Here is an 18815-nt window from a genome sequence, read left to right on the forward strand (position 1 = left end):
CCTCGCCATTCCGCGACACCCAGCGGCTACCTTTCGATGATGAAGATCTGTGTCCTCACCGGCGGCTCGTCGGCCGAGCGTGACGTCGCGTTCGCGTCGGCGGCACAGGTCGTTGCAGCGTTGCGACGCCGGGGCCATGAGGTCACCGTCGCCGATTCCACGACCGGCATTCTTGATTCCGCGGGTGAATCGCGGTTGCTGGTCCCGCTGGTCAGGATCGCGCCCCCCGACGTGCAGGAGCTCGCGGCACTCGCCGCCGCCGAACGGCGTATTCTCTTTGGCGGGCTGCTCGGCGAGCCGGCACTCCGCGACGCCGATGTCATCTTTCTGGGGCTGCACGGTGGACGTGGCGAGGATGGAACGGTCCAGGCGCTCCTCGAAACCGCCGGAATTCGTTACACCGGTGCAGGGCCGCTCGGGAGCGGCGTCGCCATGGACAAGGACCTCACCAAGCGACTCTTCCTCCAGGCGGAGGTGCTGACCGCGGCGTGGTTGATGGCCCCGGTGACAGCCGCCGAAGTCGACCGGGAACTCGACTGGCCGGTCGTGGTGAAACCTGGGAGCCAGGGGTCCACCGTAGGGTTGACGGTCGTCCGCGATCCGGCTGGGCTCGCCGCGGCGATCGCGGAGGCGGGGCGCCACGACGACGAGGTGATGGTGGAAGCGTTCGTACCGGGTCGTGAACTGACCGTGGGCATTCTGGGCGACGATGCGTTGGCGGTCGGGGAGATCATCCCGCGCCACGAACTCTTTGATTATGAGTGCAAGTACACGCCCGGCATGTCCCAGGAGATCTTCCCGGCGGAGATCCCGGACGCGCTGGCAGAGGAAGTACGTGAAATCGCGTTGCGCGCGCATGATGCGCTCAAGCTCGAGGGGTATTCCCGGGTGGACTTCCGGCTGACCGACGACCATCAACTCTTCTGTCTCGAGGTCAACACCCTTCCCGGGATGACCGCGACGTCGTTGATGCCGCAGTCCGCGGCGGCGGTCGGAATCGATTTTGCAACGCTGTGCGAGCGGATCTGCGAACTGGCGGTCGAAGGATGATGCAGGATGGGAGGGGCGATGAGTGATACCGCACCGCGGATCACGCCATGGGTAGGTCGCCTGCTGGCGGTCAACGCCGTCATCCTGCTATTGCAGGAAACGGTCTTCACCTCCGACTACCTGACCCAGCTCCTGTCGTTCGATCCCGGCCTCGCGATCGCCCGGCCGTGGACCTTCTTCAGCTACATGTTCGTCCACGCCGGCCTCTGGCATCTCGCCGGCAATGCTCTGGCACTCTTCGTCTTCGGACCGACCGTCGAACGGCGGCTCGGATCCTCGACCTTCATCGTCTACTACCTGTATTGCGGCATCGGTGCCGCGATCGGCGCGCTTGCGTTGCAGTCGCTCGGGATCGATGTCGGTTCCTTCATCGGGGCATCCGGCGCCATTCTCGGCGTGGCGTACGCCTTTGCGAGGATGGTTCCTGACGCGCCGCTCCTCGTCTTTCCGCTTCCGGTCCCGATCCGCGCCAAGTGGTTGATCGCGATGCTGGCGGCGTACGATACCGTCGGGCTCTTCTTTCTCCACGATCACATTGCGCACGGCGCCCACCTCGCCGGGCTCGCGTCGGGGATCTTCTACTTCGTGCTGCGCGGGATCGCGCGCCCTGCCGGACCGATGCCGCTCCCCACGATGCGGCCGCGCGTTCCGGTGGTCGCCCGCGGCGCCGGGAGCGAGCATCAGCCTGCAATCGCTGCCCGGAAGGCGCCCGCCACGCCGGAGCCGACGCGCGAGACCAAGGGCCGCAGCGATGAAACCGCAGAAATCGATCGGGTCCTCGACAAGATCAGCGCGACCGGGATCGAGTCGCTGACGACCGAGGAGCGTCGCTTCCTCGACGCGGTCGCTCGCCGTCGGCGCGATCCGCCCCACTGACAGTGATCGTCGATCTCGTCTCACCGTGGATGGCGGCGGTAGAGGCGAGCGACACGGTTCGCGCGCGGCAGGAGTTCCGCGCTCGCCACGCGCCGCTGCTCGACCTGATCCGCCAGCAGCGCGTTCCGCATCTCACCGAGTTGCCGCTTTCCGATGACCGACCTTCGCTGCGCTTGATCCGCGAACGCGCCACCGACCCCGGCACGTTCGCGACGCTGACAGACACCGTGGCGCGTGCATCGGCGCACGGCGCCGACGGATGCCAATCGGTCATCCTCCTTCCCGCCGGCGCCGGCGACGCTCCCGCAGAAGCACTTCCCGGGCTGGGCGGGACCGTCGTCGCGTTCATCGCCGCAGATCCGTTATCGGACGCGGATCTCGTGGCAATCCTGCTCGCCATCGCATCGCTGACGCGGTGGGAACGGGTGCATCGATGGAGCGGCGCGTGGAATCGCTGGGAGGCGGCCAGGGACTATCCACTCCGCGAGTGGATCTACAACGCAGGGCTCGGCCTGCATCTGGCGCTGAGTGTTCTTGCGATCGAAGCCCACCAGGCGATGGCGCTCAGCCGCACGACCTTCGCACGACTGCGCCAGCAGGAGAAGGTGTTGATGGCGCGGATCGATGGCGATCTCGATCAGCGTGGAACCGGCCTGGTGATGCGGTGGTTGGTGCCATCAGCGCCGAGATCACTGAGGACCGTCGACGGCGTCACGCTGCCGCCGATGGCCGGACACTATCTCGCGTGGCGGCTGGTATCGCCCCGCGTCGCGCGAGCGGGGTTGCGCGACGCAATGCTTCTCGGCGCTTGAGCGCGGCGCTCAGGTCACTTTTTCTTTTTCGGAGCCGGGGCGGGAGGCGGCTGCATGGTACGCCGCTCCTTCATCACCAGCCACTGCTGTGGAATCGACGTGAGGTTCTGGATCGCGTAGTACAGGTTCAATCCCGATGCGAATCTCGCGAAGATCACCAGCATGACGACTGGCATCATCCACGTCATCATCTTCGCCTGCGGATTCGGCGGCAGCCCCATCTGGCCGATCCGCGACACCGCATACATCGACGCCGCCATCAGGATCGGGATCAGGTACAGCGGATCGGCACGGGAAAGATCGGTCATCCAGAGGAATGACACCCCGCGCACTTCAATCGAATACTGGAGCACGAAGAAGACCGCGACGAGCACCGGATACGGCAGCAGCATCGGCCAGCACCCGCCCAGCGGATTGACCTTGTGTTCCTTGTAGACCTTGAAGGTCTCCTGCTGCAGCACCTGCGGATTGTCCTTGTACCGCTCCTGCAGTGACGTCAGGATCGGCTGGACCGCCTGCATTCGCGCCATCGACCGCATCGATGAGCGGCTCAGCGGCCACATCAGGATGCGCACCAGCAGGCCGAACAGGATGATCACCATCCCGTAGCCGAGACCGAGTGCGTTGTGCATCCAGACGAAAATCGCGCGGACCCAGACGGCAAATGGCCGGATCACGGGGCGCAGCCACGACCATCCGTATGGATTCACGTCGTCGAAGTCGTGTCCCATCCGATGCAGGCGCGAGTATTCCATCGGGCCGAGATAGAGGCGCCAGTGGAAGGCGCCGTCGGCCGGAATGGCGATCGATGCGGCGACGTGCGCGCGAACCGGGCGGCTCACGGTGTCCGACGGGAACGCCTGGAGACCGACGACATTCGGCTTGATCGTGGTGCCGCTCGAGTCGTACGAAAAGAGCCCCGCGACGAAGTATTTCGACTTCACGGCGATCCACTCGAACGGGCCGCTCTGCTGGAACATCTGTCGCGGCTTCAGTTTCCCGAATAGCGTGAGCGATGTCTTCTCGAGCTTGGTGACGAGGCCGATCTGCGCGTTATCCGCGGCGGTCGCTTCGACCGGCCGGAAACCGTTGCCGAAATTGATCAGCAGCAGGCCGCCGGTCGGCCCAAGGCCGCTCACCTTGCCCGAACCGATCACCTCGTAGTCGTCCGCGAGGAACTGATAGGTCAGGTCAATGGTGTAGTTCCCCGATTGACCGTGCAGGATCAGCGATGCTGGCGCCTCGAGCGAGTCGCCGCTGGCGGTGAAGTTGATCTGGTCGAGCCGGATCGTGTCGGTCCCGGCGATGAGCGTCCCGCCGAGCAGCCCGGCATCGGCCGGGAGGAGCTCCAGCGTGTCGCGGTGATCGCTCTCGGCCATCGACTGGTAGTGCAGCAAGCGGGACGAGACGATCACACCGCCGCGCGTCGAGACGGCGTACCGGTACAGCTTCGACCGTACCACGACGGTGTCGGCGGGGCCGGACGCAGTCGTCAGTGCCGCAACGGCAGTGTCCGCGCCAGCGGGCTTGCTTGCCACCGTCCCGGCGGGCGACGACACCGGCGTTGCTGCCGCCTGCGAAGCCTGCGTCGTGCTGACACTGTCGTGCCGGGTGAGCGCCCCCGCCTTCGGCGCAGATCGCTTGAGCAGAATGGTTGGCAACAGCGCGATGACCATGATCAGCGCGAGTGCCGACAACAGGCGACGATCGTTCACGCGCCGCTCGCCACGTCAGGGAACTGGGTCATAACCGCCTGGATTCCAGGGATGGCACCGTGCGATGCGCTTGGCAGCGAGCCAGCCGCCGCGCAGTGCACCGTACCGGTCGATCGCGTCCAGCGCGTACCGCGAGCACGAAGGCGTGAAGCGACACGACGGAGGGAACGCGGGAGAAATGAATCGCTGGTACCCGCGAATGCACAGGATGGCACCCCGCCGCGGCCACGTTGCCATCTCATCTCCCTCGCTCCTCGCACCAGGCCGCGACATCATCGTTCAATCGCTGGTACGGCGCATCATAACCCGCCGACCGCGCACGGAATACTACGTCCCACGCAGGGAGCCGGGTCCGGGTTTCACGTCGCCAGATCTCCCGCAGCTGACGGCGCAGGCGATTGCGAGCAACAGCGGTCCGGCGGAGCTTCGGCACGATCACGCCGAGGCGGGGGAAACCCGCCTCGTTGTCGGTCCAGAAAATGTCGATGTGGGGCCCGTGCTGGCGATGGCCGGCGGTGAGCACGCGGCGAAGGTCTGCGGGGTGAACCAGCCGGCGGGAGCGCGGGAGGCGCTCGTCGCCGTCAGGTGCGGGCGTGCTTCGAGCCGAGGGAAACCGTCAGGCGCTTCCGACCCTTTTTCCGGCGGCGCGACAGGACGGCACGGCCCCAGCGGTCGGCCATCCGCTTGCGGAATCCATGCTTGGCGATCCGTCGCTTGTTGCGCGGACGATACGTCGGCATCATTGCAGTAACGACCCCTCTGAAGAGCCGGACAACCTACCGTCCCGAGACCAAAAAGGTCAAGGTTTGACTTTTCCACATGCGGGCCGTAGAATCGGCCTCCCGAAAAACACACCGGCCTACTCGCACCCGAAAAATCGACACGATGCAGCTGTCAGCCAAAGATCTCTGGAAGCGAGTTCTCGAGGGCGCCAAGCGCGATATCCCCGAGCCGATGATCCAGACCTGGCTGTCCAGCAACGAAGCGATCTCGTTCGAACGCGGCACGCTGGTCGTGTCCACTCCCGACGACTTCGCCAAGCGCTGGAACGAGGAGAAGTACTCCTCGGCGCTCGGCGCGTGCGCCACCGAAGCTGCCGGCGAACCGGTTGCCGTCTCGTTCTGCGTCGCTGCTGACCGGCAGAAGCGCCCGCAGATGGACCTGTTCGTCCCTCAGGTTGCGATGGACCCCCCCGCGACGCCACTGGTCCCGGTCAATCCGAGCACCCAGCCGCTCAACGATCGCTACGCCTTCGCCGCGTTCGTGATCGGGAAATCCAACGAGCTCGCCGCCGCCGCCGCCCACGCGGTTGCGGAGGCCCCCGGGAAGCACTACAACCCGTTCTTCATCTACGGGCCGACGGGGCTGGGCAAGACCCACCTGATGCAGGCGATCGCGCACGAGGTCCTCAACAAGATCCCGTCCACTCGCGTCCTGTACGTCGGTGCAGAGCAGTTCATCAACGAAGTGATCGAGGGGATCCACGGGCGAACCATGCCCGACCTCCGGAAGCGGTACCGCACCGACGTCGATCTCTTCCTCGTCGACGACGTGCATTTCCTCGAGGGGAAGGAAGCGACCCAGGAAGAGTTCTTTCATACCTTCAACGCGCTCTACGAGGCCGGGAAGCAGATCGTCCTGACCTCGGACCGCGCCCCGAAGGAGATCCCCGGTCTCGAAGCACGGCTGGTGTCGCGGTTCGAGTGGGGAATGGTGGCCGACGTCAAGCAGCCCGACCTCGAGCACCGCATCGCCATCCTGCGCAAGAAGCAGGAGATGGATCACCTCCAGACCACCATCCCCGACGACGTCCTTGCGTTCATGGCGGAGAACATCCGCTCGAATGTTCGCGAACTCGAAGGGTGCATCATCAAGCTGCTCCTCTACGCGTCGCTCAGGCATCGCGAGATCTCGATCGATTTGGCGCGCGAAGCACTCGCCGACCGGATCCGCCCCGGCGATGACGGCGACATTCGCTCGCGCACGCTCCCGACGATCGAACGCGTCCAGGAAGTCGTGGCGCGCCGCTGGGGCGTGACGCCGGAAGGTCTGCGCTCCAAGGCACGGATCAAGACGCTCACCGTCCCGCGCCAGATCGCCATGTTCCTGGCGCGCGACCTGCTGCAGATGCAGCTGGTCGAAATCGGGCAGGCGTTTGGCGGACGGGATCACTCGACGGTGATCCACAGCGTCGACAAGGTGCAGACGCAACTCGGACGCGACCGCCAGTTCCGCGAGCGCGTAGAATCGGCACGCGCAGAGTTGTTGACAGTGTAGTTCACACTGTGTGCGGACGTATCGTGGATGGTGTTGGAGCGTGCGGATTGCCGTGGGGAAACGATGGCAGCATCCCCGCGCTCCACGACGACTCCACGCGAAGGTGAACGCGCAGTACGTGTGGTGCGAGCAGGTTACGGCGACGGTCCACATTTCCGGACCCTCTACTGCTACGATTAGATCAGTTAATAGGATGGAAACAGCAGTACTTCTGGCAAACCCGGGGTAGCCGATGAAGTTCACGATCACTCGCGAGCAGCTGCAGGAAGGCCTCACCGCCGTGGCGGCGGCAGTGCCGACCAAGACCACGCTCCCGGTGCTCGCCAACATCCTGCTCGAAGCCACCAAGGATGGGCTGCGGCTCTCGGGGACCGACCTCGACATCGCCGTTGGCACCACGGTTCCTGCGGCGGTCGACCAGGAAGGGGCGATCACCCTTCCCGCGCGCAAGCTGGTCGAACTGGTGCGCGAGCTCCCCAGTGCCGGGATCAGGATCACGACGCAGGGCGAGCAGCGGGTCACCATCGAGTGCGGCCGCTCGAAGTTCAAGCTCCTGGGACTTCCGCGCGAGGAGTTTCCTTCGTTCCCGCAGCTCGCCTTTGATGGGTCGTCACGCACCACTGCCCGCGAACTGCAGAAGCTGATTGCGCACGTTGCCTTTGCTGCAAGCACGGAAGAGAGCCGGCCGGTGCTCAACGGCGTCCTCTGGCAGCTCCTGCCCGACCGGATGCGCATGGTCGCGACCAATGGGCACCGGCTCGCCAAGATGGAAATCCCGATGCAGAGCACCGTGGCGCAGCAGGCCGAACTGATCGTACCGCCCAAGGCGCTGGAGCAGTTCCGCAAGCTCTTCGGCCCCGACGACGAGATCGAGATCGGCCGGTCCGACAATCACCTCGGCTTCCGTTCCACGACGACGCAGGTCTTTACCCGGTTGATCGAAGGTCCCTACCCCAATTACGAACAGGTCATCCCGCGCGAGAACGACAAGGCGGCAACCGCGGAGAAGGCCTCGCTGATGTCGGCGCTGCGTCGCATGAGCATCGTCGCGAGCGATCAGACCCATCGGATCCGGATGGCCTTCGGCGATGGTTCGTGTCGTCTTTCCGTGACGACGCCGGATCTCGGCGAAGCGCAGGAAGAGATCACCGTGTCGTACGAAGGTGAGCCGCTCGATATCGGGTTCAACGCCAACTACCTCCTCGAAGTGCTCAAGTACATGCCGACTGATGAGGTACGCATGACGTTCAAGGCCCCTGAGCGCGCGTCGACGATCGAGCCGGTTGGCTGGGACGATCCCGCGGCATACCTCACCCTCGTCATGCCGCTTCGACTGCTCGATTGATTGCTCGAGGCGGCGGCGTCCGTGCGGACGCTGCCGCCGCACCACCCGCCCGCCCGGGCGGGTCACCAGATGGAGACTCCCGTGGTTCGGAACATCGCAGCGTCCGCAGTGACCGCCCTGCTCTTCTCCGTGACAACACTCCACGCCCAGGCACCCTCGAAGGCAGCGCGTCCCGCCATCCGACCGGTCTGGCCTGACGAAGACGGCCCGATGAAGTGGGCGCCGCGACCGACAGCCCCGGCGATCACGGCGAACGACCTGCGCACGCGCCTCTACCAGTTCGCCGATGATTCAATGCAGGGGCGGCGAATCGGCGAGCTCGGGAACTACAAGGCAACGGCGTACATCGCGTCCGAATTCAAGCGGATCGGACTCAAGCCGGGTGGCGACAACGGCACCTATTTCCAGGAACTCGATTTCGGGCCGCTCGGCTTCGACGTCGCCGCGTCGACGCTCGCGGTCGGCGGAATGGCGCTTGCCCCGCGGACCGAGTGGATCCCCACCGCACCCAACGCGATGAACGGCGCGGGCGGTACCGTCGATCTGCGCGACACGCCGGTGGTCTTCGCCGGGACGTGGGGCGAAAGTGTTCCGCTCGATGCTGCCGCCTATCGCGGCAAAGTTGTTGTCTTCGTTTCACCGGCTGCGGGTGGCACGGGACGTGGCGGCGGCAGAGGTCGTGGTGGGGCAGGCGCTGATGGCGCGGGAGCCGTCTGCCCCGCCGACGCCGGCTTCCCCAATCAGCGCGGTGCAGCCGAGGCACTCGCGCTCGCCGCGCCTGCGGGGAATCGGGGCGGCGCGGGTGGCGGCCGGGGCGGCCAGGTCCGGGACACCCGTGCCGCCGCGGTCGGAGCGGCGGCGGTGCTGCTCGTCGAAGAGTCGATTCCGGCCAATGCCGCGAACGCGGCGTTCGGCGCGCGCGGCGCAATGAAGCCGATGCTGACCGCCGCCGGCGTCCCGATGGCGACGATCTCCGCCGCGGCGGCGAACCGGATCTTCGGCAAGAATGTCGAGCAATTGACGCCGGGAACGACGGGCCAGCCGGTCAGCGCACGGTGGAACTACGAATGGCACAAGTCGGCGACGCCGGGGCGCAATGTGGTCGGGATTCTGCCGGGATCGATTCCGGCACTCGCCGGCGAGTACGTCCTGCTCAGCGCGCACAACGATCACATCGGCGTCTCGCCGACCGCCGTCGACCATGATTCACTGCGCGCCTACAATCGCGTGATGCGTCCGCAGGGCGCCAATGATCGCGTGACGTGTCCGCCAACGCCATTGCAGCAGCACCTGATCGACTCGATGATCGCGCGTGCCCGCAGCATCCGGCCGCCGCGTCGAGACTCGATCAACAACGGCGCGGAGGACGACGGATCCGGGACCGTCATCCTCCTCGAGGTCGCCGAGAAGTTCGCCAGCGAACATCCGCACCCGGCGCGCTCCCTGATTTTTGTCTCCCACACCGGCGAAGAAGCCGGCCTCCTCGGCTCGGCGTGGTTCACCTCGCATCCGACGATTCCGCTCGACTCAATCGTCGCCGCCAATAACATGGACATGGACTCGCGCGGCCGTACGACCGACGTGAAGTTCGGTGGGCCGCACTCGGTCCAGACGCTGGGATCACGACGGGAATCGAAGGCGTTCGGCGACATCATCGACTCGGTGAACGCGCTCTCGCCGTCGCCGATGGCGATCGACCGTTCGTGGGACGTGACAGCGAATCCGTCGAACCGGTTCTGCCGCAGCGATCAGGTGAACTATGTCCATCACGAGATCCCGACGACCTACTACTCGACGGGTTACTACGAAGACTATCACCAGGTCACGGATGAGCCCGAATACACCGACTACAACCACGGCGCTGCGATTGGCAACTTCATGCACTCGATCATGACCGCGATCGCCAACCGGAAGGACAAACCGTTCAAGGATGGCCCCGACCCGAGCTACCCTGCCTGCCGCTGAACTGAGTTCAGGGTCGAGTCGGAAACTTTGACCGGGACGTCGTGTCCGAAGGCGGCGGAACGGCTGTAGCAACGGAATCAACCGAGGCCGTGGTGTCGGCATCGACCGGCACCCGGCTCACGCTATCGGGCAGAATGATTGCCGGACGGCCTCCCATTCTCGCCAGAATCAAATTTCTCCTCCAGATCATTCGCCCAGGTCGGTAGTCTGGATTGCTACTCCTAGGGAACGGAAGTAGTGCCGCCAAGGAAGCCGATTCCTCTCTTGTCATCCGGAGGGCGGGGATGCGGTAATACGCCTCGCTCGCGGCATCGGCCCCCCAAATCTCCTTCCCCATTTCAGACGTGTCGAGATAGAGCTCGAGAATCCTGTCCTTTGGGAGCCAGAATTCGAGCCTCCACGCCGTGACCGCCTCCTTCACCTTCCTGAGCGGATTCCGTGAAGGCGAGAGATAGAGGTTCTTCGCGAGTTGCTGGGTGATGGTGCTGGCGCCCCGGATTCGGCCGGGATGGGTGACGCTCCGTTCGATGGCATGCCAGAGATCGGAGCGGTCGCGGCTGCTCATCCACGAATAACTGTCTCGCGGATAGCCCATTGCGCGGCGCATTTCGACGTAGTCAATCCCGTGATGCTGATAGAAGCGAACGTCCTCGCCGATCAGAGCCGATCGCCGGAGCGCCATCGGAATCCCGCCGAGGCGCACAGGGTGATAGCGACGATGGAGCGCTCCTGCCGGGTCCTGGTGACGACGCAGAGCCATGAACGCCGTTTCGCCCGGGTAGTTCCATCGATACCAGATCGGAGGCGGCCAGACGCCAAAGAGCCACACCACGAAGAGGACGGCGGCGATGGCCACCCCGCGGCGAAGCCACCGGCGCGTTCGAGGAGGATTAGTCGGACTGTCCACGCATCTGTGAGAAGAAGTGCACCGATGTCCTCGAATAGCGCGTCGTCGGGATCAGCTGCCTGGTTCCCGGGATGGAGATGAGCATTGTCACCGAATCGCTAAGCTGGGCATCTGTGATCCGACCATCTGACTGAATGTAGTACACGCCGCTACTCCGCCCCTGCGATGTCATTGACATCTTCTGTCCGCCCTCCGCCCCGCTCCCCAGCTGTTCGAATTCCTGGTGCACCGACACGGGGAGGAGCCTGTCTCGTCCTGCGACGGGTCCAGCGCTCCATGTGGCTGTGCGCCGCTCGCTTCCCGAGAAGATATCAACCTGAACCTGGCCGTTTGACGTGTCCGCCCACGAGAGTCCGGCCCGGGCGCCGGACCGCGGGAGCCGCGGGAGCAGCTCGCGGACCATCGTGGTGAGGGGCGCGGCCGATGCGCTGGCGCGGCCGTGCAGCTGCAGTGCATTGAGATGATCGCCCGCCACCTCACCAGTCCAGACAGCCCCGACCGGATTTCCGGCGTCGCCGCTCGTACGCGGCTTCACGACGAGCGAGTCAAGCGTGATCGTAACGTCGCCGCCATCGGAGACCTTCATCAGAAACGAGGCTCGCCGGGAAAAGCGCTGCAATTGATGATCCCCCGACGGCAACGTCAGGATGATCGAGTCGTCACGGTCCACCACAACCCGCGCACGCCAGTCGTCACTCAGCAGGATACCGACATTGCGCCGGGAATTGGCGCGAGGGGAAGGCGCGGTTTGCGGATGGTGTCCGGCGCACCCCGCGAGTGCGGCAGCGGCAAGGAATAGCACCGCGAAGCCGCCGTGGTCGGCGGCGGCGGTCGTGGCACCAGCAGTTTTGGCTTTCATGTGAAGTGCGACGACGGTTCGTGGCGAGCAGACACATTTCGGGAACCGAGTGTCAATCGCGGGCCTCGGCTCGCGTCACGGATCAGGGCAACGGCACGAGCGAAAGCGATGCCGTCGTCTTCCCCGGGATTGGCGTCGACATGCCGGGGACCGAGATCGCCATGTCATTGGCCGTTTCGATCGTCGCGCGGCGCAGCGGGCCGGCTGGCGGAATCACGACGTGCTCGCGCGTGGTTCCGCTCAGTGTCATCGACTGGCCATGGGTCGGATCATCGGTCTTGGTGTGCGTCGTGGAGCTTCCGTCCAGTACCAGGGCATTTCCTTCATTGCCCACGACCTTCCAGACGGAAATGACCTGCCCATTGGTCTGCGGCTGCTGCGTTTGCGATGCATTGCCGGCCACGATGTTTGTGGTATCCGACCACCCCTCGCCGACCTTTGCGCCCCGGCGCAGCGAGGGAAAGAGGACGGCGAGTGCCTGCGCAACTGCGCCGAGCGCCTGGTTCGTCGAATCAGAAAAGACTGGAGGTCCGTGAATCCGGCCGCGCACGATGTACTGCGACACCCGTGCGCCCCTAGCGCTACGGGCCAAGCCAGGGTTGTTGCGCAGCTGATCTGCGAGCGCGCCGCTCGGGTCGAGCGTCAACGAATCGACGGTCGCCTCGGCGACAATTCCGTCGGCGCTGTCCCGGGTGACCACGGAAATCAATGCCGTGGTGGCGAGCCCTTCCGACAGCTTGGGGCGCCCCACTGCCGATTGGTCGACTTCGCGCGATGTCCTGACTTCGAGTCGATAGCGGTACGGCGGTGTTTGTGTCGCGGCGGGTGACGGTCCCTGCGCCAGCGCGAGTGCAAAGAGGGTCGTCAGCATCGGGTTCCTCGCTGCTGGGTGTGAACAGGTGACGCCGACTGCGTGGCCGCGCCGCACGAAGCGGCGCGGCAGGGCAGGACCGTAAGCCGAGTTCTGTTTCCCGGCCAACCTGGCCCGGGAGACGATCATCTCTCTGGGACGACCGTCGCCGGTCGCCTCAAGCAGCCTACCCGCGGCTCGAACGGTGCGGGCCGCACCTCGCCGCCTATTTGGCCTTGCTCCGACCGGGGGTTACCGTGCCCCCGCGATTACGCGCGGGGCGGTGGGCTCTTACCCCACCGTTTCACCCTTGCCTGTGTCCCTCGACTCGCGCTTGCGCGCTCCCTCGGGACCATCGGCGGTCTGCTCTCTGTTGCCCTGTCCGTCGCCTTGCGGCGCCCAGGCGTTACCTGGCGGTCTGCCCTGTGGAGCTCGGACTTTCCTCGATCCCCGGCTTGCGCCCGGAACCGCGATCGTCGCGTCCTGCCCCGACCGAAATCTAGTCGTCGCGGCAAAGCCGCGCCGCCGCTCGCTTTCGACGACGGATTGATCTCCTGTTGATGGAGTGGTGCGAGGCTCACGGTCCCTTCTCCGGAGCCCCCAATGCCCACCTCCACGACGCCCATCGTTGCCGCCGTCGTCGATCCATTCGAGCGACCCCGCGTCGACGCTGCAGGGAGCGGCTGCTTCTCGCTGGTCCATCGCGAGTCGGTGCGCGACGCGTTGCGGCTCTTTCGCGAGCGATCGGTCGATGCAATGCTCGTCTCGGTCCGCCGCTGCGACGGCGAGGCACCGGCACTGCTCGAGCAGTTCGCTCGCGCCTTTCCGTCGGTGCCAACGGTCGCGCTGGTCACCTCGCGCGAAGCCGGCGATGCCGAGGCGCTGCTCCGCCTCGGCGCAACTGGTGTGCGCCAGGTGGTCGACGCCACCAATCCCGCCGGGTGGCGGCGACTTCGCGAGGTCCTCGGCACCCCACCGACCGAACGGGCGCAGGCGATTCTGACACCGATTCTTGTCGCGCTCGGAGCGATGCCAGCATCGAGCGTCCGTTTCTGGGAACAGTTGGCCCGATCGGCGCCGCGAACCACAACGGTGCGTCAACTCGCGGCAGCGCTGGATGTCACACCATCCACTTTCGTGTCGCGGTTTGCGCGAGCGGGGTTGCCGAGCCCGAAGGATCATCTCGTTGCGATGCGGCTCTGCTATGCCGCGCGCCTCTTCGATGAAGGTGAGCTCACCATCGCCGACGTGGCGTACCGCCTGGAGTATGCGTCGCCTCAATCGTTCGGACGCCACCTGCGCATCGTCCTGGGGATCACGCCGAGCGAGTTTCGCGCGCGCTTTCCCTTCTGTGCCGTCCTCGACCGGTTTCTTGACCGATTCGTCCACCCGTATCGCGAAACGTGGAGGGAATTCAAGCCGTTGGCGCCGGGCCGCGGGTGACCGTTCGAACCGGCGCTGTGTCCCGGCCCGCTTGTGCCACGTCATCTTCGCGACATCGACGCCGGGGGTCGGGGATGAACGGCCGGGACATGGTTGGCGCACGAACGCCGTCGAGCATCCGCATTGGCGACATCGACGTGTCGGCGGGGAGCCGGGTGCGGCTCGCCCCGCGCGCCAGCCGCGACTTCCTCGATCTCGCACTGGCGGGAAAGGCCGCGACCGTGGAATCGATCGAGCTCGACATCGAGGGCTCACCGCATTTCATTGTCTCCGTCGACGACGATCGTGTGCGCGAGTTCCGCGATCACCAGATCTTCGGTCATCGATTTTTCTTCCGCGTCGACGAGGTGATGCCGGTCGACCGCGCCTTCCATGACGCAGCCTCGCGGGTCCTCGTCGCGGGGATCGGCAACATCTTCAAGGCGGACGATGGCTGGGGCATCGAGGTGGTGCAACGCCTCAAGGCCGACGGCAAGGTTGTCGGCGCCGACGTCGTTGATTTCGGCGTTCGGGGAATGGATCTCGCCTACGCCATCGCACAGTACGACACCGTCCTCCTCGTCGATGCGGCGCCGCGCGGGATCTTGCCGGGGACAGTCACACTCGTCAATGCCGATCGCGCGTGGCCTGACGCCGGACACGACGTCCACGGCGTGGATCCCTTCCGCGTGCTCGCGCTGGCGCGCTCGCTCGGCGCCATGCCAGTCCGGATACTTGTGGTGGCGTGCGAGCCGGAGCAATCGGGCGACGGTGATGACGTGACTGTGGGATTGTCGCCGGCGGTGGCCGCTGCGATCGACCCTGCGGTGGCGATGATCGTTTCACTGGTGCGAGACGCGCGGAGCGAGAGAGGATGGGACGACCCGGGAGAGGTCACGAGTGAGCGACCGGCGCTCACGCTGATGTAGGGCGCGGCCCAGTCCTGTCCGCTCGCCGTCGCCGCGATTAGCATAGGGTCCGGTTGAGTTCCCTTCCGCACCGGATGCCGCATGCCCGCTTCGCGACGAACCTTTCTCTCATACCTCGGACTGGGCGCTGTTGCGTCGACGTTGCACGCGACGACGCTCTCCGCCGCCGACGTTGAACGCGCCGGGCGCCTCGATCCGGTGGACGAGGCATGGGACCTTTCGTGGACCAAGAAGATCCGCGGCAAATACCGCGCGGTCTTCGATATCCCGACGATGGTTGGAGACCCGACCGCTCGGGCCGTGATGTGGCGTGACCAGTACAAGAAGGTCTTCGGTCTGGGCGACAAACAGCTGTCGACTGTCGTTGTCGTACGGCATCAGGGGATCGCCCAGGTGATGGACGATGCCTATTGGAATGAGTTCAATCCTCGCCGTCCCGCGGCCGGCGGCCGAGGCGGCGGGTCGGCGGTAAACCCGACTCCCGCGGACAGCACCGCACCGGCCACGCACTCGACCCATGGCAACAGCGGAAGCAAGGAGATCACCGCCTTCATCGCTGCCGGCGGCATCGTGCTGGCGTGCAATGTTGCCTTCGGCATGATGGTGGCGGACTTCCACGGGAACGATGCCCGCGCCCAGGCGATCAAGCATCTCATCCCCGGGGTGATTCTGCAGCCGTCCGGGCCGTTTGCGTTGATGCGCGCGCAAGACGAGCGGTGTCATTACATGATGGCGGGTTAACGCTATGGTGGTCTCATGAACGACTACTAGCCATCGGCCGGTGCCAAGTCTTTTGGTTCAAAGAACTTGGAGCAATCAATGAAATTGTCCTAGCTGATTCCAAGCTCGGATGCCAGAACCAGGGCACGGACGCCGACACCGGTCGTCTCGATCCGCTCTCGACCGCCGGATTCTCGATCAACCAGCGCCACGACCCCGATCACCTCGCCGCCCTCAGCGCGGATCGCACTGATCGCATCGAGGGCCGATCCCCCCGAAGTAATCACATCCTCGACCACGACGACTCGCGATCCGGACCGGAAATTTCCTTCGATCCGCTTTGCCGTCCCGTGTTTCTTCGGCTCCTTCCTCACCGAAAATGCGTCGATCGGTGTCCCTGCACGCGCACTTGCCGCGGCGATCGCATAGGCGACCGGGTCCGCGCCCATTGTGAGGCCGCCGATCGCATCCGGATTCCACCCGGCGCCACCGATCGCGGCGAGCGCCAGCGGGCCGATCGCGAGTTGTCCTGCCGCCGACATCGTGGTCAAGCGGCAATCGATGTAGTAGTGGGAATGAGCACCGGACGCGAGGATAAAATCACCGAAGCGGATCGATCGCTGCTTGAGAAGATCGATCAGCTGGTCCCGCTCGGACATCATCCGTCGCGCTTGAACAGCGACGAAAAGAACCCGCCCTTCTTCTCCGGCTCAGCGGTTGCCGCATCGCAGAAGGCGCGGGTGAAGTCCATCACGGTCTTCCACCGCTTCGACAGGTCGCGCGCCAATCCCTTCATGACGACTTCCTCGAGCCGGCCGCTGAACTTCACGCTGCGATCGGCCTGATTGAGGGCGATCGGCTCCTGCGTCAGCAGCTGCTGGAAGAGTTCACGGGGATTCTTTCCCGGGAACGGCGTGACTTCGGTCAGAAGCTGGTAAGCGATGACCGCGAGCGAATAGACGTCCGCCTGCTCGCCGACGAGTTCGCCGGAAAGCGCTTCAGGAGCCACATACTGGAGGGTTCCGACGAAGAACCCGGCGCGCGTGAGGCGTTCTTCCGCGGGAAGCTCCGAGTCGCGCGCGATACCGAAATCGAGCAATCGCGCCGTCTGTGTCGCCGGGTCGTACATGATGTTCGCCGGCTTGAGATCGCGGTGAATGATGCCGACCTTGTGCGCTTCTTCGAGGGCGGCCCCGAGCTGCTGAATGATGTTGGCTGCCACCGGCGGAGCGAGCTTTCCCGATCGCGCCAGAAAGCTCTCCAACGGCTCGCCTTCCGCCCATTCGAGCGCGAGGTACTGCACGCCGTCGGACTCGCCGAAGTCGAACGTGCGGACCACGTTCGGATGGGTCACGCGGGCGCCGAATTCGGCTTCGCGAAGGAATCGCTTCACCGCGATCGCGTCGGTGGCAAGACGCGGCCGGAGCACCTTGAGCGCGACCTTGCCGCGTTCGGGGTGTTCGGCGAGATAGACCTGGGCGGTACCGCCTTCGCCGACAGCCTTGCGAACGGTGTAGCCGGCGATCGTCCTGCCTACGAGGGGATCTGGTGGCATGGGGATCGGCAAAGGTATCGCCCGTACTTGCCACCCGGCAAGCGCAAGCGGTCTCGCCATGGTCGTCGTATTATCTGTCATGCGCCGTTTTTCAGTGGGTATCCCGGCAGCAGGAGCTCCACTGGCCCTCGCGCTCGCGATGGTCGGATGCGGTGGGACCGGGACCTGGCAGCGCGTCGGATCTACCCCGCAGACCGATACGCGGTCCGAAGCGGCCAGGATGCTCGATCCCAGCACCCTCTACTCGCAGTTGGGCCGCCTGGTCTCATCTCAGGGTATCCCCTACATCGGATCGGTCGCCTTCGTGGCAGGGGCGGGCGATTCGACCGAAGCGATTGTCGCGCTCTCCCTGGCCAACCGCGCGTTCGGCTTCGAGAAGAGCGGCAGCGCCTTCGCGGCCCGCTACCGGGTCGAGTACGAATTCGAGCGTGCCGGCGCGCCGCCGGTCATCGTCGGACGCGATGAATCGGTTCGGGTCGGTTCGTTTGCCGAAACCCAGCGCACCGACGAAAGCATCCTGCTGCAGCAGCGAATCCCGCTCGTCCCGGGGAGCTACCAGCTCGCCGTCCGGGTGCGCGACCTGGGCAACAACCAGGTGGGAACTGCCCAGCGAAAGGTCGAGGCGCCGGTCTTCGACGCGGGGAGTTACACGGCACCGATCCTGGCCTACAGCGTTCGCGGCCGGGCCACGCGCAACGATTCGCTGTCGATCGTCCTCAATCCGCGCGGCACCGTGTCGTACGGTGGCGATACGCTGCTGATCTACGTCGAGGGGAACGGCTTCACCAAGCCGACTGATGTCCCGATGCAGGTCCGCGATGAGCACGATTCGCTGGTGATGCACACCAGCGTGCATTTCACCGGCAACGGTGCGATCGAGGGGCGCGTCATCCGGCTCGCTCCCGACTCGGCACCGCTTGGACAGCTCGACATCCTGATCGGTCCCAACGCAGCCCGCACCGGCGCACAGCCCGAGCGATTCGCGGTCGGCGCCGGTCTCGACCAGACCCACCGCACCAGTGCAGTTGTCTCGTTCTCGTCGGCGTGGATCGTGACCAACTTCGATGATCTTCTCTCGCTGCTGCGCTATTTCGGCGAGGATCGCCGCATCGAGGCGATGCGACGGGCGAAGAATTCCGACCGGATCCAGATGTGGCAGGATTTCTACAAGGCGACCGATCCGAATCCGTCGACGCCGGAAAACGAAGCCCTCGACATCTACTTCGGGCGGCTGGCACAAGCAAATCAGCGCTTCCGGGAGGCGGGCGATCCAGGCTGGCGTACCGATCGCGGTGAGGTCTTCATCACGTTGGGCGAGCCCGACGAAATGCACGACCAGTCGGCGCAGCTGCAGAACGCCGGCCGGATCTTCATCTGGCAATACACCGATTACCGGCTGGTGCTGTATTTCCAGGACGTGAACGGGTTCGGTCATTTCCTGCTCACCCCGCAATCGCGCTCCGACTTCCAGAACATCCGCAATCGGATTCAGCGCTCACCCTCGCAGTGAACCTCGGTCGCTCCGCGCACGTT

Annotated in this window: 18 protein-coding genes, 1 other RNA gene and 1 pseudogene; 10 read left to right on the plus strand and 10 right to left on the minus strand. The window is 65.2% G+C overall.

The genetic code is table 11. The features are described 5' to 3' along the window. The first annotated feature begins 36 nt into the window (after nucleotides 1–36). The 3 genes from VGM20_06525 to VGM20_06535 are packed head-to-tail and all read left to right on the plus strand — an operon-like array spanning nucleotide 37 to nucleotide 2738. On the plus strand, nucleotides 37–1050 hold the full coding sequence (locus VGM20_06525; GenBank protein HEY4100514.1) for a D-alanine--D-alanine ligase: 1014 nt from the start codon (nucleotides 37–39) through the stop codon (nucleotides 1048–1050). An 18-nt stretch (nucleotides 1051–1068) separates the two neighbouring features. Next, nucleotides 1069–1926, plus strand: coding sequence for a rhomboid family intramembrane serine protease (locus VGM20_06530; GenBank protein ID HEY4100515.1), 858 nt, complete (start codon nucleotides 1069–1071; stop codon nucleotides 1924–1926). Between the two features lie 2 nt (nucleotides 1927–1928). Beyond that, nucleotides 1929–2738 carry a hypothetical protein gene (locus VGM20_06535; protein HEY4100516.1) on the plus strand — a complete coding sequence of 270 codons (810 nt, stop codon included), beginning with the start codon at nucleotides 1929–1931 and terminating at the stop codon, nucleotides 2736–2738. A gap of 14 nt (nucleotides 2739–2752) precedes the next feature. Here VGM20_06535 and yidC read toward each other — a convergent pair whose 3' ends face one another. The 4 genes and pseudogenes from yidC to rpmH form a co-directional block, all read right to left on the minus strand. Then, entirely contained in the window at nucleotides 2753–4453 is a 1701-nt protein-coding gene (gene yidC, locus VGM20_06540; GenBank protein HEY4100517.1) for a membrane protein insertase YidC, read from the minus strand. Between the two features lie 15 nt (nucleotides 4454–4468). Continuing rightward, nucleotides 4469–4690, minus strand: a complete 222-nt coding sequence (yidD, locus tag VGM20_06545; protein ID HEY4100518.1) for a membrane protein insertion efficiency factor YidD — start codon at nucleotides 4688–4690, stop codon at nucleotides 4469–4471. Nucleotide 4691: 1 nt separating this feature from the next. Beyond that, a pseudogene (rnpA, locus tag VGM20_06550) lies at nucleotides 4692–5009 on the minus strand (ribonuclease P protein component). 25 nt (nucleotides 5010–5034) lie between these two features. Next, nucleotides 5035–5196 carry a 50S ribosomal protein L34 gene (gene rpmH / locus VGM20_06555; GenBank protein ID HEY4100519.1) on the minus strand — a complete coding sequence of 54 codons (162 nt, stop codon included), beginning with the start codon at nucleotides 5194–5196 and terminating at the stop codon, nucleotides 5035–5037. A gap of 142 nt (nucleotides 5197–5338) precedes the next feature. Between rpmH and dnaA the strand changes: the two genes are divergently transcribed. The 3 genes from dnaA to VGM20_06570 all read left to right on the plus strand — a co-directional run bounded on the left by dnaA (nucleotide 5339) and on the right by VGM20_06570 (nucleotide 10040). Next, nucleotides 5339–6730 carry a chromosomal replication initiator protein DnaA gene (dnaA, locus tag VGM20_06560; GenBank protein HEY4100520.1) on the plus strand — a complete coding sequence of 464 codons (1392 nt, stop codon included), beginning with the start codon at nucleotides 5339–5341 and terminating at the stop codon, nucleotides 6728–6730. A 232-nt stretch (nucleotides 6731–6962) separates the two neighbouring features. Then, the gene (gene dnaN / locus VGM20_06565) at nucleotides 6963–8075 is read left to right on the plus strand and encodes a DNA polymerase III subunit beta (protein ID HEY4100521.1); all 1113 of its coding nucleotides are present in this window, start codon (nucleotides 6963–6965) and stop codon (nucleotides 8073–8075) included. An 81-nt stretch (nucleotides 8076–8156) separates the two neighbouring features. Then, nucleotides 8157–10040 carry a M28 family peptidase gene (locus VGM20_06570; GenBank protein HEY4100522.1) on the plus strand — a complete coding sequence of 628 codons (1884 nt, stop codon included), beginning with the start codon at nucleotides 8157–8159 and terminating at the stop codon, nucleotides 10038–10040. A gap of 7 nt (nucleotides 10041–10047) precedes the next feature. Here VGM20_06570 and VGM20_06575 read toward each other — a convergent pair whose 3' ends face one another. From VGM20_06575 to rnpB, 4 genes are all read right to left on the minus strand, one after another. Next, on the minus strand, nucleotides 10048–10896 hold the full coding sequence (locus VGM20_06575) for a biosynthetic peptidoglycan transglycosylase (protein ID HEY4100523.1): 849 nt from the start codon (nucleotides 10894–10896) through the stop codon (nucleotides 10048–10050). 34 nt (nucleotides 10897–10930) lie between these two features. Further along, entirely contained in the window at nucleotides 10931–11806 is an 876-nt protein-coding gene (locus VGM20_06580) for a hypothetical protein (GenBank protein HEY4100524.1), read from the minus strand. An 82-nt stretch (nucleotides 11807–11888) separates the two neighbouring features. Next, nucleotides 11889–12677, minus strand: coding sequence for a hypothetical protein (locus VGM20_06585; protein HEY4100525.1), 789 nt, complete (start codon nucleotides 12675–12677; stop codon nucleotides 11889–11891). Nucleotides 12678–12743: 66 nt separating this feature from the next. Continuing rightward, an RNA gene (rnpB, locus tag VGM20_06590) (RNase P RNA component class A) lies at nucleotides 12744–13146 on the minus strand. 113 nt (nucleotides 13147–13259) lie between these two features. Here rnpB and VGM20_06595 point away from each other — a divergent pair. The 3 genes from VGM20_06595 (at nucleotide 13260) to VGM20_06605 (ending at nucleotide 15748) form a co-directional block, all read left to right on the plus strand. Next, entirely contained in the window at nucleotides 13260–14099 is an 840-nt protein-coding gene (locus VGM20_06595; GenBank protein HEY4100526.1) for a helix-turn-helix domain-containing protein, read from the plus strand. Between the two features lie 74 nt (nucleotides 14100–14173). After that, nucleotides 14174–15007: a hydrogenase maturation protease gene (locus tag VGM20_06600; GenBank protein HEY4100527.1), complete on the plus strand. Its 834-nt coding sequence runs from the start codon at nucleotides 14174–14176 to the stop codon at nucleotides 15005–15007. An 81-nt stretch (nucleotides 15008–15088) separates the two neighbouring features. Beyond that, nucleotides 15089–15748, plus strand: a complete 660-nt coding sequence (locus VGM20_06605; GenBank protein HEY4100528.1) for a hypothetical protein — start codon at nucleotides 15089–15091, stop codon at nucleotides 15746–15748. 89 nt (nucleotides 15749–15837) lie between these two features. On the opposite strand, the gene pyrE is transcribed toward VGM20_06605, so the two are convergent. Further along, nucleotides 15838–16386: an orotate phosphoribosyltransferase gene (gene pyrE, locus VGM20_06610; GenBank protein ID HEY4100529.1), complete on the minus strand. Its 549-nt coding sequence runs from the start codon at nucleotides 16384–16386 to the stop codon at nucleotides 15838–15840. Continuing rightward, complete coding sequence (locus tag VGM20_06615; protein ID HEY4100530.1) at nucleotides 16386–17282, minus strand: serine/threonine-protein kinase; 897 nt, start codon at nucleotides 17280–17282, stop codon at nucleotides 16386–16388. Before VGM20_06615 ends, pyrE begins: the two co-directional genes overlap by 1 nt. A 79-nt stretch (nucleotides 17283–17361) precedes the next feature. Here VGM20_06615 and VGM20_06620 point away from each other — a divergent pair, with 79 nt between their 5' ends. Next, nucleotides 17362–18792, plus strand: coding sequence for a GWxTD domain-containing protein (locus VGM20_06620; protein HEY4100531.1), 1431 nt, complete (start codon nucleotides 17362–17364; stop codon nucleotides 18790–18792). Nucleotides 18793–18815 lie beyond the last annotated feature (23 nt).

The organism is Gemmatimonadales bacterium, assembly GCA_036500345.1.
In the GTDB taxonomy this organism is placed as follows: Bacteria; Gemmatimonadota; Gemmatimonadetes; order Gemmatimonadales; family GWC2-71-9; genus Palsa-1233.

Excerpts from the sequence above, each read along its gene's own strand:
- VGM20_06585 (HEY4100525.1), bottom strand. The coding sequence starts at position 12,677 with ATGCTGACGACCCTCTTTGCACTCGCGCTGGCGCAGGGACCGTCACCC.
- VGM20_06600 (HEY4100527.1), top strand. The coding sequence starts at position 14,174 with ATGAACGGCCGGGACATGGTTGGCGCACGAACGCCGTCGAGCATCCGC.
- dnaA (HEY4100520.1), top strand. The coding sequence starts at position 5,339 with ATGCAGCTGTCAGCCAAAGATCTCTGGAAGCGAGTTCTCGAGGGCGCC.
- pyrE (HEY4100529.1), bottom strand. The coding sequence starts at position 16,386 with ATGTCCGAGCGGGACCAGCTGATCGATCTTCTCAAGCAGCGATCGATC.
- VGM20_06605 (HEY4100528.1), top strand. The coding sequence starts at position 15,089 with ATGCCCGCTTCGCGACGAACCTTTCTCTCATACCTCGGACTGGGCGCT.
- VGM20_06595 (HEY4100526.1), top strand. The coding sequence starts at position 13,260 with ATGCCCACCTCCACGACGCCCATCGTTGCCGCCGTCGTCGATCCATTC.
- VGM20_06580 (HEY4100524.1), bottom strand. The coding sequence starts at position 11,806 with ATGAAAGCCAAAACTGCTGGTGCCACGACCGCCGCCGCCGACCACGGC.
- VGM20_06525 (HEY4100514.1), top strand. The coding sequence starts at position 37 with ATGATGAAGATCTGTGTCCTCACCGGCGGCTCGTCGGCCGAGCGTGAC.
- VGM20_06615 (HEY4100530.1), bottom strand. The coding sequence starts at position 17,282 with ATGCCACCAGATCCCCTCGTAGGCAGGACGATCGCCGGCTACACCGTT.
- VGM20_06530 (HEY4100515.1), top strand. The coding sequence starts at position 1,069 with ATGAGTGATACCGCACCGCGGATCACGCCATGGGTAGGTCGCCTGCTG.
- yidD (HEY4100518.1), bottom strand. The coding sequence starts at position 4,690 with ATGGCAACGTGGCCGCGGCGGGGTGCCATCCTGTGCATTCGCGGGTAC.
- dnaN (HEY4100521.1), top strand. The coding sequence starts at position 6,963 with ATGAAGTTCACGATCACTCGCGAGCAGCTGCAGGAAGGCCTCACCGCC.
- VGM20_06620 (HEY4100531.1), top strand. The coding sequence starts at position 17,362 with ATGCGCCGTTTTTCAGTGGGTATCCCGGCAGCAGGAGCTCCACTGGCC.
- rpmH (HEY4100519.1), bottom strand. The coding sequence starts at position 5,196 with ATGATGCCGACGTATCGTCCGCGCAACAAGCGACGGATCGCCAAGCAT.